Annotated in this window: 8 protein-coding genes and 6 pseudogenes; 13 read left to right on the forward strand and 1 reads right to left on the reverse strand. The window is 44.0% G+C overall.

What is annotated here, in order from left to right:
* Positions 1-408 precede the first annotated feature (408 nt).
* The 12 genes and pseudogenes from coaBC (at position 409) to spoVM (ending at position 13247) form a co-directional block, all read left to right on the forward strand.
* Positions 409-1617 (forward strand): annotated as a pseudogene (gene coaBC / locus JCM21738_RS00895) (bifunctional phosphopantothenoylcysteine decarboxylase/phosphopantothenate--cysteine ligase CoaBC).
* Positions 1614-4027: pseudogene (gene priA, locus JCM21738_RS00900) on the forward strand (primosomal protein N'). The pseudogenes coaBC and priA overlap by 4 nt, the downstream one beginning before the upstream one ends.
* 137 nt (positions 4028-4164) lie before the next feature.
* The gene (gene def, locus JCM21738_RS00905) at positions 4165-4650 is read left to right on the forward strand and encodes a peptide deformylase (protein WP_023614944.1); all 486 of its coding nucleotides are present in this window, start codon (positions 4165-4167) and stop codon (positions 4648-4650) included.
* Positions 4647-5599 (forward strand): annotated as a pseudogene (gene fmt, locus JCM21738_RS00910) (methionyl-tRNA formyltransferase). The gene def and the pseudogene fmt overlap by 4 nt, the downstream one beginning before the upstream one ends.
* Positions 5592-6940, forward strand: a pseudogene (rsmB, locus tag JCM21738_RS00915) (16S rRNA (cytosine(967)-C(5))-methyltransferase RsmB). Before fmt ends, rsmB begins: the two co-directional pseudogenes overlap by 8 nt.
* A gap of 1 nt (position 6941) precedes the next feature.
* Positions 6942-8032, forward strand: a pseudogene (gene rlmN, locus JCM21738_RS00920) (dual-specificity RNA methyltransferase RlmN).
* A gap of 4 nt (positions 8033-8036) precedes the next feature.
* Positions 8037-8788: pseudogene (locus JCM21738_RS00925) on the forward strand (Stp1/IreP family PP2C-type Ser/Thr phosphatase).
* A gap of 5 nt (positions 8789-8793) precedes the next feature.
* Positions 8794-10740, forward strand: coding sequence for a Stk1 family PASTA domain-containing Ser/Thr kinase (gene pknB / locus JCM21738_RS00930; RefSeq protein WP_023614939.1), 1947 nt, complete (start codon positions 8794-8796; stop codon positions 10738-10740).
* 18 nt (positions 10741-10758) lie between these two features.
* Positions 10759-11640: a ribosome small subunit-dependent GTPase A gene (gene rsgA / locus JCM21738_RS00935; RefSeq protein WP_023614938.1), complete on the forward strand. Its 882-nt coding sequence runs from the start codon at positions 10759-10761 to the stop codon at positions 11638-11640.
* Positions 11641-11643: 3 nt separating this feature from the next.
* Entirely contained in the window at positions 11644-12285 is a 642-nt protein-coding gene (rpe, locus tag JCM21738_RS00940; RefSeq protein WP_023614937.1) for a ribulose-phosphate 3-epimerase, read from the forward strand.
* Between the two features lie 96 nt (positions 12286-12381).
* Entirely contained in the window at positions 12382-13029 is a 648-nt protein-coding gene (locus JCM21738_RS00945) for a thiamine diphosphokinase (RefSeq protein ID WP_023614936.1), read from the forward strand.
* Positions 13030-13166: 137 nt separating this feature from the next.
* Positions 13167-13247: a stage V sporulation protein SpoVM gene (spoVM, locus tag JCM21738_RS00950; protein WP_023614935.1), complete on the forward strand. Its 81-nt coding sequence runs from the start codon at positions 13167-13169 to the stop codon at positions 13245-13247.
* Between the two features lie 362 nt (positions 13248-13609).
* On the opposite strand, the gene rpmB is transcribed toward spoVM, so the two are convergent.
* Positions 13610-13798: a 50S ribosomal protein L28 gene (gene rpmB / locus JCM21738_RS00955; RefSeq protein WP_023614934.1), complete on the reverse strand. Its 189-nt coding sequence runs from the start codon at positions 13796-13798 to the stop codon at positions 13610-13612.
* Positions 13799-14092: 294 nt separating this feature from the next.
* Between rpmB and JCM21738_RS00960 the strand changes: the two genes are divergently transcribed.
* Positions 14093-14455, forward strand: coding sequence for an Asp23/Gls24 family envelope stress response protein (locus JCM21738_RS00960; RefSeq protein ID WP_023614933.1), 363 nt, complete (start codon positions 14093-14095; stop codon positions 14453-14455).
* The last annotated feature ends 14 nt before the right edge of the window (positions 14456-14469 follow it).

Here is a 14469-nt window from a genome sequence, read left to right on the forward strand (position 1 = left end):
TTTACCAAACTATGTCTCGTTGGGCTGTGTTAATAAAGACTGTTGATTTCCGTTCCAGGCGCTTCGCTTTCCGCGGGGCTGGCGCTGAGCCTCCTCGTCGTTTCACTCCTGCGGGGTCTCACCTTCCAGCTTATCCCGCAGGAGTCTACGCGCCTTCCACTGCAATCAACAGGATATAAAAATGTTTGTAAGTATTAACACAGCCATTTTATTTATAGGGAAACATAGAAAAGTACTAAAGGTTCCTAATGATTTCTTGGTCAGATAAGCCACCTTGCAATCATCAAAAATGGGCCAAGCTTCTAAATTTCTAAAAGTACCTGCCTTGCCTATTTCATGCTTAATCTGTGAAAAAATGTTATAGTTCAATCATAATGATAGTTTGTTGTAAAATGGGGGTTCTCTGACATGCTGAACGGTAAAAAAATTCTATTGTGCGTGACCGGTGGGATCGCTGTATATAAGGGTGCTGCGTTGACGAGCAAGCTTACCCAGGCTGGCGCTGAAGTGAAGGTGATCCTGAGTGACTCTGCGGCTAAATTCGTAACTCCGCTCACTTTTCAGGCATTGTCCAGAAGTGAAGTTTATACAGATACATTCGACGAGAAAAATCCTGAAAATATCGCCCATATCCATTTAGCTGATTGCTGATTTAATTATAATTGCTCCGGCAACTGCCAACATCATCGGCAAGCTTGCAAACGGGATTGCGGACAATATGATTTCTACCACACTCCTGGCTGCAACTGCACCAGTATGGGTTGCACCCGCGATGAATGTACATATGTACCAGCATCCTGCTGTCAAGAAAAACATGGAAACTCTAAGGAGCTTCGGTTATGAATTTATTGAACCGGGAGAAGGATATTTAGCGTGTGGATACACAGGAAAAGGCCGTCTTGAGGAACCTGAGACAATCGTGGAGCTAGCACGCCAGTTTTTCGATAACCCAAGCGGGGAACTGTCGGGTAAAACCCTTTTGATTACTGCGGGCCTACAAGGGAGAAAATCGATCCTGTCCGCTTTCTTACCAACCATTCAACTGGCAAGATGGGGTATGCAATAGCAGGAGAAGCTGTGAAAATGGGTGCAAGAGTGATCCTGGTTTCCGGTCCGGTTAACCTCGAACCTCCGAATGGAGCTGAATTGTTCAAGGTGGAAAGTGCGGAGGATATGTACCAGGCTGCACTAGCACATTTTGATGAAGCAGATGTCCTGATTGGCACCGCAGCCGTCGCGGATTACCGGCCGAAGTATATATATGAAGAAAAAATGAAGAAAAAAGAAGGCGACCAGGCTCTTGAGCTGGAAAGAACAAAAGATATCCTTTTTGAGCTTGGTCAAAGGAAAAAGGACCAGGTGATTGTTGGATTTGCGGCTGAAACAAATGATGTCGAAAACTATGCAAAGGGCAAGCTTGCCAGAAAAAACGCAGACATGATTGTGGCAAATAACGTCAAGCAGGAAGGGGCTGGCTTTGGTACTGATACCAATATCGTGACCATTTTCAAAAAAGATGATACGAACATTGCACTGCCTCTGATGCTAAAAGCAGATGTAGCCCGTCATATCCTTACCGAAGTTCTCCAATTGTTAAAAAAGGATGAAAGCTTATGAATATAGCAAGCGTTATTGTCGATGTGCCTGCAAAACAAACCGACAAAACTTTTGACTATAAAATTCCTGAAAAATACAAAGATGTCATCAAGCCTGGGACAAGGGTGATTGTACCCTTTGGTCCAAGAAAAATTCAGGGGTTTGTCAGGGACCTTAAGGGAGAGTCCAGTTTTTCGAAGCTGCGGGCAATCATTGAACCTCTTGACTTGACACCGGTATTGAATGAAGAGCTTTTACAGCTGGGTGACTGGTTGACTGAGCAAACATTAAGCTATAAAATCTCCTCTTATCAGGCAATGATTCCAGCAGCTTTAAAGGCTAAATATGAAAAGAAAATTGTTCTGGCAAAAGGAACAGAGTTTACCGACCTGTCTGGAAACTTAATAGAGTTATTCAGAGAAAATAGAGAAATTAAATGGGAGGATGCCGTTTCGAAGGGGCTTGTCCAGCAACTCCAAAAGGAAGCGGCATCTGGCAGGGTAGATGTTGTTTACCAGGTGAAGGACAGGGTACGTAAAAAGCTGCTCAAGCATGTTTCCCCAGCAATTAAATCTGAACAGCTGAAGGAGATACGGGACAAACTTCCACCCCAGGCGTCAGGGCAACAATCTGTGCTCGACTTCTTTCTTGAGCATCAGGAGCCTGTGGAACAGAGGCTGATACTCTCCACTCTCGGAATCTCCCAGGCATCAATTCAATCACTTGTTAAAAAAGGTATACTGAAAGTTGAAGAGCTGGAGGTATACAGAGATCCATATTCAGAACGGGAATTTGAACGGAAAATTGCTCTCGAACTGACAGAAGAGCAAAAAAAGTCTATTACCCCAATTCTTTCTGCAATTGAAAAGGATTTGCATGAAGTCTTCCTATTGTACGGTGTTACAGGCAGCGGGAAGACGGAGATCTATTTACAATCCATCCAGGAAGTTTTGAGGAAAGGCAAGGAAGCGATTGTCCTTGTGCCGGAAATTTCATTAACGCCACAAATGGTCACGCGTTTCAAAGAGCGGTTTGGTGATTTGGTGGCTGCCATGCATAGCGCCTGTCGGCTGGGGAGAAGTATGATGAATGGCGGAAAATCCAGCGCAAGGAAGTAAAAGTTGTTGTAGGTGCGAGGTCAGCGATCTTTGCTCCATTTGAGAATATCGGCATCATCATCATCGATGAAGAACATGAAACAAGCTATAAACAAGAGGGAAACCCAAGATACCATGCAAGGGACGTGGCAATCCAGCGGGCTATAACAAATGCTTGTCCAGTTGTCCTTGGCAGTGCAACACCTTCACTTGAATCATTTGCGCGGGCGCAAAAAGGAAGGTATACTCTGCTATCCCTTCCAAAGCGGATGAACAATCAGGCGCTCCCATCAGTTGAAATCGTTGATATGCGAGAGGAATTGCGGACGGGAAACCGGTCTATGTTTTCGGTAAAGCTTTTTGAAAAGATAAAAGACAGGCTGGAGAAAAAAGAGCAGACTGTCCTGTTTTTGAATAAACGCGGACATTCGTCGTTTGTGATGTGCCGTGATTGCGGATACGTCATGAACTGCCCGCATTGCGAAATTACGCTGACATACCACCGTTATAATGAGCAGATGAAATGCCATTATTGCGGCTATGAAGACAGGGTGCCGATAATTTGTCCTGAGTGCAACAGTGAGCATATACGCTATTTCGGTACCGGGACTCAAAAGGTTGAGGAAGAATTGTTAAAATTGATTCCTGAAGCGAGAATCATCAGGATGGATGTTGATACAACCGGAAGGAAAGGTTCACATGAAAAGTTACTGACTGCTTTTCAGGAGGGCCAGGCAGACATTTTACTCGGAACGCAAATGATTGCGAAAGGGCTGGATTTTCCAAACATTACATTAGTAGGTGTTCTTTCGGCTGACACAATGTTGAATCTGCCCGATTTCCGGTCCTCGGAAAAAACATTTCAGCTTTTGACGCAGGTTAGCGGGAGGGCTGGAAGGCATAAGCTTCCTGGAGAGGTAGTGATCCAGACTTATACCCCTGAGCATTACAGTGTTGAGCTTGCCGGGACACAGGATTATGACCGGTTTTACCAGCAGGAGATGCTGATCCGGAAGGTTCATCAGTACCCGCCATTTTATTACCTTTCCCTGGTAACTGTCAGCCATGAAGAATTGATGAAAGCCGTATCAGTTACTGAAAAGATCGCAAAGTTCATTTCCTCAAGGCTGACGAATGAAGCAGTCGTTCTGGGTCCTGTAGCATCGCCGATTCCACGGATCAACGATAGATATCGCTATCAATGTCTGATAAAATACAAAAAGGAACCCGAACTTAAAAATGCCTTGAAAATAATACTGGATCATTACCAGCAGGAAACAGGTACGGGAGGTTTGCAGATTTCCGTCGACCTGAACCCTTATATCCTGATGTAATGATTTTTTCAGCTTGTGTTTTGATTTTGCTTTCCAAGCAATGAAGTTTACGGAATCAGCTTTAAGGAAAGTTTACGAAAAAAGATGATTGAACAAGCTAATACTATTATTTAAATGGATTTATTGGAGGATTTATTTTGGCAGTAAGAAAAATAGTTAATTACCCAGCAGACATTTTAGAGCAGGAATGCGAAGATGTCACTGTTTTCGATAAAAAATTGGCAAAGCTGCTGGATGACATGTATGATACAATGATTGAATTTGATGGTGTCGGCCTGGCTGCCCCTCAAATTGATATAAAGAAGCAGATTGCGATTGTCGATATTGATGACGAGCACGGTACGATTGAATTGATCAACCCGGTGATTCTCGAAACTCGCGGCGAGCAGACTGGACCTGAAGGATGCTTAAGTTTCCCGGGATTATACGGAGAGGTCACTCGCCCGAACTATGTGAAGGTAAAGGCACAGGATCGCAAAGGGAAAAGCTATGAATTAGAAGCAGAGGAGTTTTTGGCAAGAGCGGTCCTGCATGAAATTGACCATCTGCATGGTGTGTTATTCACCACTAAGGTATCAAGATATATCGAAGAAGCTGAGTTAGAGGAGTTGAACCAGGAATGACAAGAATTGTATTTATGGGGACTCCGGACTTTTCTGTCCCGGTTTTGAGAAGGTTGGTGGACGAGGGCTATGACGTCATAGGTGTTGTTACCCAGCCGACCGCCCAGTTGGCAGAAAAAGGGTCCTGACTCCGCCTCCTGTAAAAGCAGAAGCGCTGAAACATGGTATCCCGGTTTATCAGCCAGAGAAAATCCGTCAGCAGGAAGAGCTGGATCAAATCTTGGCACTTAATCCGGATTTAATTGTCACTGCTGCGTTTGGACAAATCTTGCCAAATCAGCTCCTTGAGGCACCGACGTATGGCTGCATCAATGTCCATGCATCCCTTCTGCCAGAGCTTCGCGGCGGTGCACCAATTCACTATGCCATCATTGAAGGAAAAGAAAAAACAGGAATAACTATCATGTATATGGTTGAAAAGCTGGATGCTGGCGATATCCTGACTCAGGTGGAAGTACCAATTACCGAAACAGATACAGTTGGATCGTTGCATGATAAAATGAGTGCTGCTGGTGCAGATCTTTTGTCAGAGACGCTTCCAAAGCTGTTAAGAAGAGAGATCACTCCTGTTCCACAAAATAATGAAGAAGCTACATTCGCATGGAACATCACACGTGAACAGGAAAAAATCGATTGGAACAGAGCTGGAGCGGAGATATATAACCATATCCGCGGCATGAATCCTTGGCCTGTTGCCTATACCACTATGGGTGGATCGTTCATGAAGCTATGGAGTGCCGAAAAGGCAAGCTATAAAGGAAGCGACCAACCTGGGACGATCGTCAAGATTGAAGAAGATGGTTTTGTTGTTGCGACTGGTGATGAAACCGCAATAAAAATCACAGAACTTCAGCCAGCCGGCAAGAAAAAGATGGATGCGAAGCAATTCTTGCTTGGGGCAGGGGCAAACTTAGAGCCAGGTGTTAAGTTAGGAGACATCAATGAGTAAAAAGAAAAATGTAAGAGATACAGCATTGCAGCTCCTGGAAACAATAGAAAAGAACCAGGCGTACAGCAATCTGCTCTTGAATAGCGCGATCGATAAAAATGAAATCAATCCGATCGATGTAGGATTGCTGACAGAATTGGTTTATGGCACGCTTCAGCGCAAAATGACCATCGATTTTTACCTAAAGCCTTTTATCGAGAAAAACAAAAAGCTTCAAAGCTGGGTCATCAACCTGCTTCGCATGACAGTTTACCAGATGGTTTACTTAGATAAGATTCCAGAAAGAGCAGCAATCTTTGAAGCGGTGGAAATCGCAAAACGCAGGGGACATAAGGGCATTGCCAGTCTTGTGAATGGTGTCCTCAGGAGCATCCAGAGAAACGGACTGCCTTCACTTGATTCCATTACGGACCCTGCGGAAAGAATATCGATTGATACCAGCCATCCAATGTGGCTTGTAAGAAGGTGGGTAAATCAATTCGGTGAGGAAAAGACACGGGAAATGTGCGAAGTGAATTTAACGGCACCGCTGCAGACGGGCAGAGTCAATTTGACAAGAATCTCTCGTGATGAGTGCCTCGAGCTTCTGGAGGAAGAGGGTTTTGAAGTAGAGCTGAGTCCAATCCTGCCAGAAGCAATAAAGTGTCTTAGGGGCAATCTGGCCTCATCCAAAGCTTTCAAGTATGGGTTGTTGACGATCCAGGATGAGAGTTCCATGCTGGTTGCCCACGCACTAGGCATTAAAGGAGAAGAAGTCATTCTTGATGCATGTGCTGCACCAGGAGGGAAAACTACTCATATCGCTGAAAAGCTGGGCAATAGCGGAAAGGTGATTTCACTCGATCTCCATGAGCACAAGGTGAAGCTCATCTCCGAGAATGCCGAGCGTCTGGGTCTCGAAAACATCGCAGCTCAAAAAATGGACAGCCGACAGGCCGCCGACCAGTTTAAGAAAGAATCGATTGACAGGGTATTGCTCGATGCTCCTGCTCAGGACTTGGGGTAATGAGACGTAAGCCAGATATGAAGTATACTAAGAAAGAACAGGATTTATCACAGCTGCAAACCATACAGGTGAGCCTGCTGCAATCAGTCGCCCCGCTCTTGAAGGCTGGTGGGACACTGGTATATAGTACATGCACGGTTGACCGTGAAGAAAATCAGGAAGTAATCGAAAAATTTTTACGCGAGCATCCGGAATTCGAAGGAGATACAGCATTTGCAGAAAGAATGCCAGTGGCAATCAAACCATTGATCAATGGCTATGATGTGCAGATTTTTCCGCAGGACTTTGGCTCTGATGGGTTTTATATTGCTTGTTTAAGAAAGAAGGTGGAATAACATGGAACAAGAAAACACAACTAGAAATGAAGCAACCGGCGAAACAGCAAAAAAGTCCATTTATTCACTTCAGCTTGAAGAACTGAAGGACTGGCTGAGGGAACAAGGAGAAAAACCGTTTAGGGCAGAACAAATTTTTGACTGGCTCTACAAAAAAAGAGCAGCCTCTTTTGAGGATATGTCCAATTTGCCTAAACCTTTGAGGGACAAGCTTGACGAGCATTTTGTCCTGACAACCCTGAGTACGATCATCCAGCAGACGTCCTCTGATGGAACAATCAAATTTTTATTTGAACTGCAGGATGGAGTTTCAATTGAAACGGTGCTCATGCGGCACGAGTATGGAAACTCTGTCTGTGTAACGACACAGGTTGGCTGCAGGATTGGCTGTACTTTCTGTGCTTCTACCTTGGCGGTTTAAAGAGGAACCTGGAAGCAGGAGAAATCGTTGCCCAAGTCGTAAAAGTACAACAGGCACTAGATGAGACAGACGAGAGAGCCAGTTCGATTGTTATCATGGGAATCGGCGAACCGTTCGATAACTATGACAATATGCTTTCTTTCTTGAAAATCATGAACCATGACAAAGGTATGAATATTGGTGCACGCCATATTACCGTATCTACAAGCGGGATCATCCCTAAGATCTATCAATTTGCGGATGAAAATATGCAAATAAACTTTGCTATTTCCTTGCACGCGCCAAATACTGAATTGCGCAGCAGGCTGATGCCAATCAACCGCGCATACAAGCTTCCTGATTTAATGGACGCAGTCCGTTACTATGTGAACAAGACAGGAAGAAGAATCAGCTTTGAATACGGCCTGTTCGGGGGCGTCAATGATCAGGTCGAGCATGCGGAAGAGCTTGCACAACTGGTTAAAGGTTTGAAATGCCATATCAATTTGATTCCGGTCAACTATGTACCTGAACGTGATTACGTAAGAACACCAAAGAGCCAGATTTTCAAGTTTGAACGTACTCTTCGCGACCGTGGAGTGAATGTGACAATCAGAAGAGAACAAGGGCATGACATTGAAGCAGCTTGCGGACAACTTCGGGCGAAAGAAAGAAAAGAAGAGACGAGGTGACAAGATGAAAGCTGTTTTCATGACAGACAGGGGAAAAGTCCGCCTGCATAATGAAGACAATGGCGGCATCTTTGTAAATCCTCACGGTCAGCGCCTTGCATCGTAGCAGATGGCATGGGCGGCCACCGTGCGGGGGATGTTGCCAGTGAAATGACAACCAATCATTTAAAAGATCTTTGGGAAAATTCAACACAGATACATACAGCAGAAGAAGCAGAAAAATGGATGGAAAGAGCAGTTTTGCAAGTTAACAAGGAAATATTCGAGCACTCTATGAAAAACACCGAATGTGAAGGCATGGGCACGACAATCGTGGCAGCCATTTGTACGAATCTGTTCGCTACCATCGCAAACATTGGTGACAGCCGTTGTTACTTATTGAACGAAACTGGATTCAAACAGTTAACGGAGGATCACTCTCTTGTTAACGAACTTGTTCGTTCCGGACAGATTTCCAGAGAAGATGCAGAGCATCATCCGCGGAAAAATGTCCTTTTAAGGGCGCTTGGAACTGAAGACTCGGTTGAGATGGATGTAAAAACAATCATCTTTGAAGAGGAAGATGTATTGCTGCTTTGTTCAGATGGCCTTTCCAATAAAGTGAGCCAGGAAGAAATGGAAAGTGTGATAACTAACAAAGAGATGTCCCTTGAAGATAAGGCATTAGAATTTATCAAAAGGTCAAACCAATACGGCGGCGAAGATAATATTACTCTTGCTATCGTCGAATACCAGGAATTCAACGAGGGCAGGTGAAGAATATGATTATCGGAAAAAGAATCAGCGGGCGTTATAAGATCAAGGATATGATTGGCGGCGGAGGCATGGCGAATGTCTACCTTGCCCATGATATGATTCTCGACAGGGATGTAGCGGTCAAGATGCTTCGTCTTGATTTTGCCAATGATGATGAATTCATCCGCAGGTTCCATAGAGAAGCGCAATCTGCAACAAGCCTGGCCCATCCGAATATCGTCAGTATTTATGATGTCGGTGAAGAGGACGGGCTATACTATATTGTGATGGAATATGTTGATGGACAGACGTTGAAGCAGTACATACAGCAACATGCACCTGTGCCAGTTGAAGAAGCCTTGGACATCATGAAGCAGCTTACTTCGGCAATTTCAGATGCCCACCATAACCATATTGTCCACCGGGATATCAAGCCGCACAATATCTTGATCGACAGCAGCGGTACAGTGAAAATTACCGATTTCGGGATTGCGATGGCTTTGAGTGCGACCAGTATTACTCAAACGAATTCAGTGCTGGGATCTGTTCATTATCTTTCTCCTGAACAGGCAAGAGGCGGCATGGCAAATAAGAAATCGGATATTTATTCGATTGGGATTGTCATGTTTGAATTGCTCACCGGCAGGCTGCCGTTTTCGGGTGAATCTGCCGTTTCCATCGCCCTGAAGCATTTACAGTCCGAAACTCCTTCTCTAAAAAGGTGGAATCCGCAAATTCCTCAAAGCGTTGAGAATATTGTCCTAAAGGCAACTGCGAAGGATCCATTCCACCGCTATGATAATGTCGATGAAATGGAAGCTGATTTGCGTACAGCGCTTGACTCTAGGCGCTTGAATGAAGGAAAGTTCGTCATTCCCGAAGACGATGAAGCAACAAAAGCGATACCAATCATAACGAATGACCGGCCTTATCATACTCTTGATGAAACAATCGTAAGGAAAGATGCTCCTGCTTCACAGGAACCAAACGGAAAGCCTGAGAAAAAGAAGAAAAAGAAGTGGCCAATTATTTTGACGCTTTTGTTTTTGTTGATCTTGACTGCGGGAATAGTAATGGTGACAATGGGACCTGACATATTCGGGCCGAAGGAAAAGGAAGTGCCTGATGTAAATGGCATGGAAGTAGAAGAAGCAGTCGCTGCACTCATGTCCGCTGGTTTTATTATCGGGGATAAAAAGGAAATCAGTGATGAAGAAGTTGAAGAAGGAAATGTAATTCGTACGAGTCCTAATGCCGGAAAGATGATCAAGGAAGGCAATGAAATCGACTTGTATATCAGTACCGGTAAAGAAAAGGTAGAATTATCGGATTATACTGGCAGGAATTACGACGATGTCCGCAGGCTGCTGGAAGGGAAAGGCTTCAAGGATATCATAAAAACCGAAGAGCATGACGATAGTGAAGCAGGTACCATCCTTGAGCAAAATCCATCAGGTGGTGAATCCGTCATTCCTGAGGAGACAACTTTGGAATTTAAAGTCAGCAAGGGTCCAGAATTGGTTACGTTGCGTGATTTAAAAGGATACAACCAAGGCAACCTCGATGTATATGAAGAAACCACTGGCCTTGTCATTGAGAGAACTGAGGCTTTTCATGATACGATACAAGCCGGATCGGTCATTTCTCAAAAACCTGAAGCAGGCACTCAACTGCCGCCAGGGAGCAAGGTAAGTGTTGACATTTCTATAGGACCTGAGCCGGTACCGAAAAAGGAAACAAGAGAAGTGCCCATACCCTATCAGCCTACAGAAGATGGAGTACCTCAAGAAGTCAAAGTCTTCATAGGTGATATGAACAACAAGGAAGATGTTCCTGCAGACACCTTTGAACTCACTGAGGATATAATTTATAATCTTGATTTTCTGATTGCTCCTGGTGAAAAGGCTACCTATAAGATTATGCGGGATGGGAAAATCATTGATAGTGGCACCGTGGATTATCCACAAGACTAACAGACAGGGAGTGTTGCTATGCCTGAAGGCAAAATTATCAAGGCGCTGAGCGGTTTTTATTATGTTGCTAATGAGGATGGAGTTGTCCAGTGCCGCGGCCGCGGTGTGTTCCGGAAAAACAAGGTAACACCGCTTGTTGGTGACGAGGTCGTTTTCCAGGCTGAAAACGACACGGAAGGCTATATCATGGAAGTCAAGGATCGGAAAAATGAGCTGGTCCGTCCACCCATCGCGAATGTTGACCAGGCAATTCTTGTTTTCTCGGCAGTAGAGCCTGGCTTCAGCTCAGCACTGCTCGATCGGTTTTTGGTTCTTGTAGAATATAACCATATCGAGCCACTCATCTGTATTACGAAAATGGATTTGACCAGTGAAGAGCAAAAGTCCCAACTTGAGGCATACGCAGAGGATTATCGGAAAGCAGGCTATGAAGTTATTTTTACATCGTCTGAAACTTCAGAGGGTCTGGAAAAATTAAAGCCCCATATTGAGGGGAGGATCTCAGTATTTGCCGGCCAATCCGGAGTTGGGAAGTCATCACTGCTAAATGCGATCCGTCCGGATCTGGAATTGAAAACCGATGATATATCTTCACATCTTGGCAGGGGCAAGCACACGACAAGACATGTCGAATTGATTACCATCAATAATGGACTCGTTGCTGACACACCTGGTTTTAGTTCTCTGGAATTTTCCGGAATTGAAGCCGAAGAGTTGAATTCATGCTTCCCGGACATTTCTGAAATCAGCGATGATTGCAAATTCCGTGGTTGTCTTCATATGGCTGAACCTAAGTGTGCAGTTAAAGCGGCAGTCGAGTCTGAAACTCTGCCTGTATACAGATACTCGCATTATAAGGACTTTTTGTTAGAAATCAAAGATAGAAAGCCGAGGTACTGAAACGTGGTGAAAATAGCGCCTTCAATCTTATCAGCTGACTTCGCCCGCCTGGGGGAAGAAATCAAGGACGTCGAGCGAGGCGGAGCTGATTATATTCATGTGGATGTAATGGATGGACATTTTGTGCCGAATATTACGATTGGCCCACTGATTGTCGAGGCAATCAGGCCAGTAACGGAACTTCCGCTTGATGTCCACCTGATGATCGAGAATCCAGACCAATATATTGAAGCATTTGCTAAAGCTGGAGCTGATTACATCACGGTCCATGCAGAAGCAAGCAGGCACCTGCACAGAACGATCCAGCTAATTAAATCGACTGGTGTTAAGGCAGGGGTTGTCCTGAATCCAGCAACTCCAGTGGAATGCCTGAAGCATATCATTGAGGATGTGGATATGGTACTGCTTATGTCTGTTAATCCAGGCTTTGGCGGCCAAAAATTCATTTCCTCAGTACTCCCAAAAATCAGGCAGGTAAAAGAGCTAGCAGATGCACTGAATCCTAAACTCGAAATCGAAGTCGATGGCGGAGTTAACGAAGAGACAGCGAAGCTTTGTATAGAAGCAGGAGCTAATGTACTTGTAGCCGGTTCAGCAGTCTTTAATAAGGAAGACAGAAAAGCTGCTATTGCAAGCTTAAGATAATAAATAAAGCCAGCCGTCACATGCGGCTGGCTTTATTTAGCTTATTGTTTGATGTTCTATCTAATAATCTTGATTTGTAAAAAGGAGATCGTCTTCATGAAAATAAACTTAGTAGCAGGAGGACCATCCAACCTGATACCTGATTTCCACTTGTATGATGAAAGCCATGTAATTTGGGTTGGAATCGATAGAGGTGTATTCTATTTATTGAAAGCGGGATTAAAGCCAGCAGCAGCCTTTGGAGACTTTGACTCTGTTTCAGAAGCGGAAATGGCAGAAATAGAAAAAGTGGTTACAAACCTGAAAAAATTCAAGCCTGAAAAAGATGAGACAGATATGGAACTAGCTTTAAATTGGGCTCTTGAACAGAAACCAGAACTCATAACGATATTTGGCGCAACCGGAGGAAGGCTTGACCATTTAATGGCTAACATCCAGCTGCTTGTCAAACCACTCCAGCAGGATTCTGCAATTCATATTGAAATTCTTGATGCAAATAACATTTTGTATGTTAAAAATCCAGGCACTTACACCGTAAACAGAATGGATGAATTTAAATATATTTCTTTCCTCCCTGTAACACCAACAATCTCCGGAATGACACTGAAAAATTTTAAATACCCATTAAGTGACTGTCATATTCCTATGGGTTCGACACTATGTATTAGTAATGAACTTATTAGAGGTCATGGTACTTTTTCATTTTCTGAAGGCATATTATTAGTTGTAAGGAGCAAGGATTGAAAGTCTTCTTATAGAGCTCTAATCATGAATTTTAATACACGGATTCTCATGTAAGGAGCAATTTTTGCATACCCGCGAATATACTATAAGGATGCAGAAAGAAGACTGGTTTGCGAGAGATGGTGAGGAGGGACGGTATGAGATTCTATACAATCAAACTGCCAAAGTTTTTAGGTGGCCTCGTACGGGCAATGTTAGGTGCATTTAAAAAGGATTAGAAACCGGATAACAAATAAGCAAAAAAGGAAAGTGTATGAAAGCTCTTTGGCACCCTGAAAACAGGGTGCTTTTTTGCGGTCAAATGGGAAGAATGAGCACGAGGACGAAATAAAACCTGTTTAGAAAATGAAAAAGGCACCCTAATGGATGCCGTGCGGTTTCCTGCCGGCTGCTGGAGCCAGGCAGAAGGTCTGCAACTTTTTTTTACTGGATAAGAAAGTATAAATTTATCCACTTAGATTAGTGTCTAGCTCCAGCGCCTCGAGACGTTTCGGTCCGCCCGGTGAAGTCAAAGAGCGACTTCACCGGGCGGACCTCCAACGCTTGTCGGGGCTGAACAAGGCGCTTGCGCTGTTCTTAATTATACGCGTTCAACTTTACCTGATCTTAGAGCTCTTGCAGATACCCAAACACGCTTAGGCTTACCGTCCACAAGAATACGTACTTTTTGAAGGTTAGCACCCCATGTACGCTTGTTAGCGTTCATTGCGTGAGAGCGTGCGTTACCAGAACGAGTTGATTTACCAGTTACTACACATTTACGTGGCATATGATTTCCCTCCTAACTGACAAAAGCTGAAACTATTTTTCGCTGCAATTCTTTGCATATCGTCAGAACTGCGATTTAACAGGATAACCTTTTCTCTGACATACTTTAATAATTTATCATAGAAATTTCCCAATTGCAATAGTTCTGGCGAAAGCTATAAAGAAAAAAACCTTGACATATAGTTGAGATTCTTGCTGAATAATAAAGGGAAGGGCAGAATAACTTTAAAAATTGATTAGCTTATAGTAAAATATACTGTAGCATTATGCTATTTTTCCAAAGGGGGAACGAATCATGTCCATCGAGCTAAAAACGAAGTACGGACAAATTGATATATCAAATGACGTCATTGCAACGATTGCGGGCGGCGCAGCAGTCGATTGTTATGGTATTGTCGGGATGGCTTCAAAGAACCAGATCAAGGACGGATTGACAGATATTTTGCGCAGGGAGAATTTCACTCGCGGAGTTATCGTTCGCCAGGAAAACGAAGAAGTACATATTGATATGTATATTATTGTGAGCTATGGGACGAAAATTTCCGAGGTTGCCCATAATGTCCAGTCAAAGGTAAAATACACCCTTGATAAAACTGTCGGGCTGGCTGCTGACTCGGTCAATATTTACGTTCAGGGAGTTCGTGTAACGAACCCGTAAGAGGAGGAAAGATT

It is taken from the genome of Mesobacillus boroniphilus JCM 21738 (assembly GCF_000517385.1).
Taxonomy (GTDB): domain Bacteria; phylum Bacillota; class Bacilli; order Bacillales; family Cytobacillaceae; genus Mesobacillus; species Mesobacillus boroniphilus.

Coding starts and splice junctions, on each gene's coding strand:
- pknB (WP_023614939.1), top strand. CDS start 8,794: ATGATTATCGGAAAAAGAATCAGCGGGCGTTATAAGATCAAGGATATG.
- rsgA (WP_023614938.1), top strand. CDS start 10,759: ATGCCTGAAGGCAAAATTATCAAGGCGCTGAGCGGTTTTTATTATGTT.
- JCM21738_RS00945 (WP_023614936.1), top strand. CDS start 12,382: ATGAAAATAAACTTAGTAGCAGGAGGACCATCCAACCTGATACCTGAT.
- spoVM (WP_023614935.1), top strand. CDS start 13,167: ATGAGATTCTATACAATCAAACTGCCAAAGTTTTTAGGTGGCCTCGTA.
- rpmB (WP_023614934.1), bottom strand. CDS start 13,798: ATGCCACGTAAATGTGTAGTAACTGGTAAATCAACTCGTTCTGGTAAC.
- JCM21738_RS00960 (WP_023614933.1), top strand. CDS start 14,093: ATGTCCATCGAGCTAAAAACGAAGTACGGACAAATTGATATATCAAAT.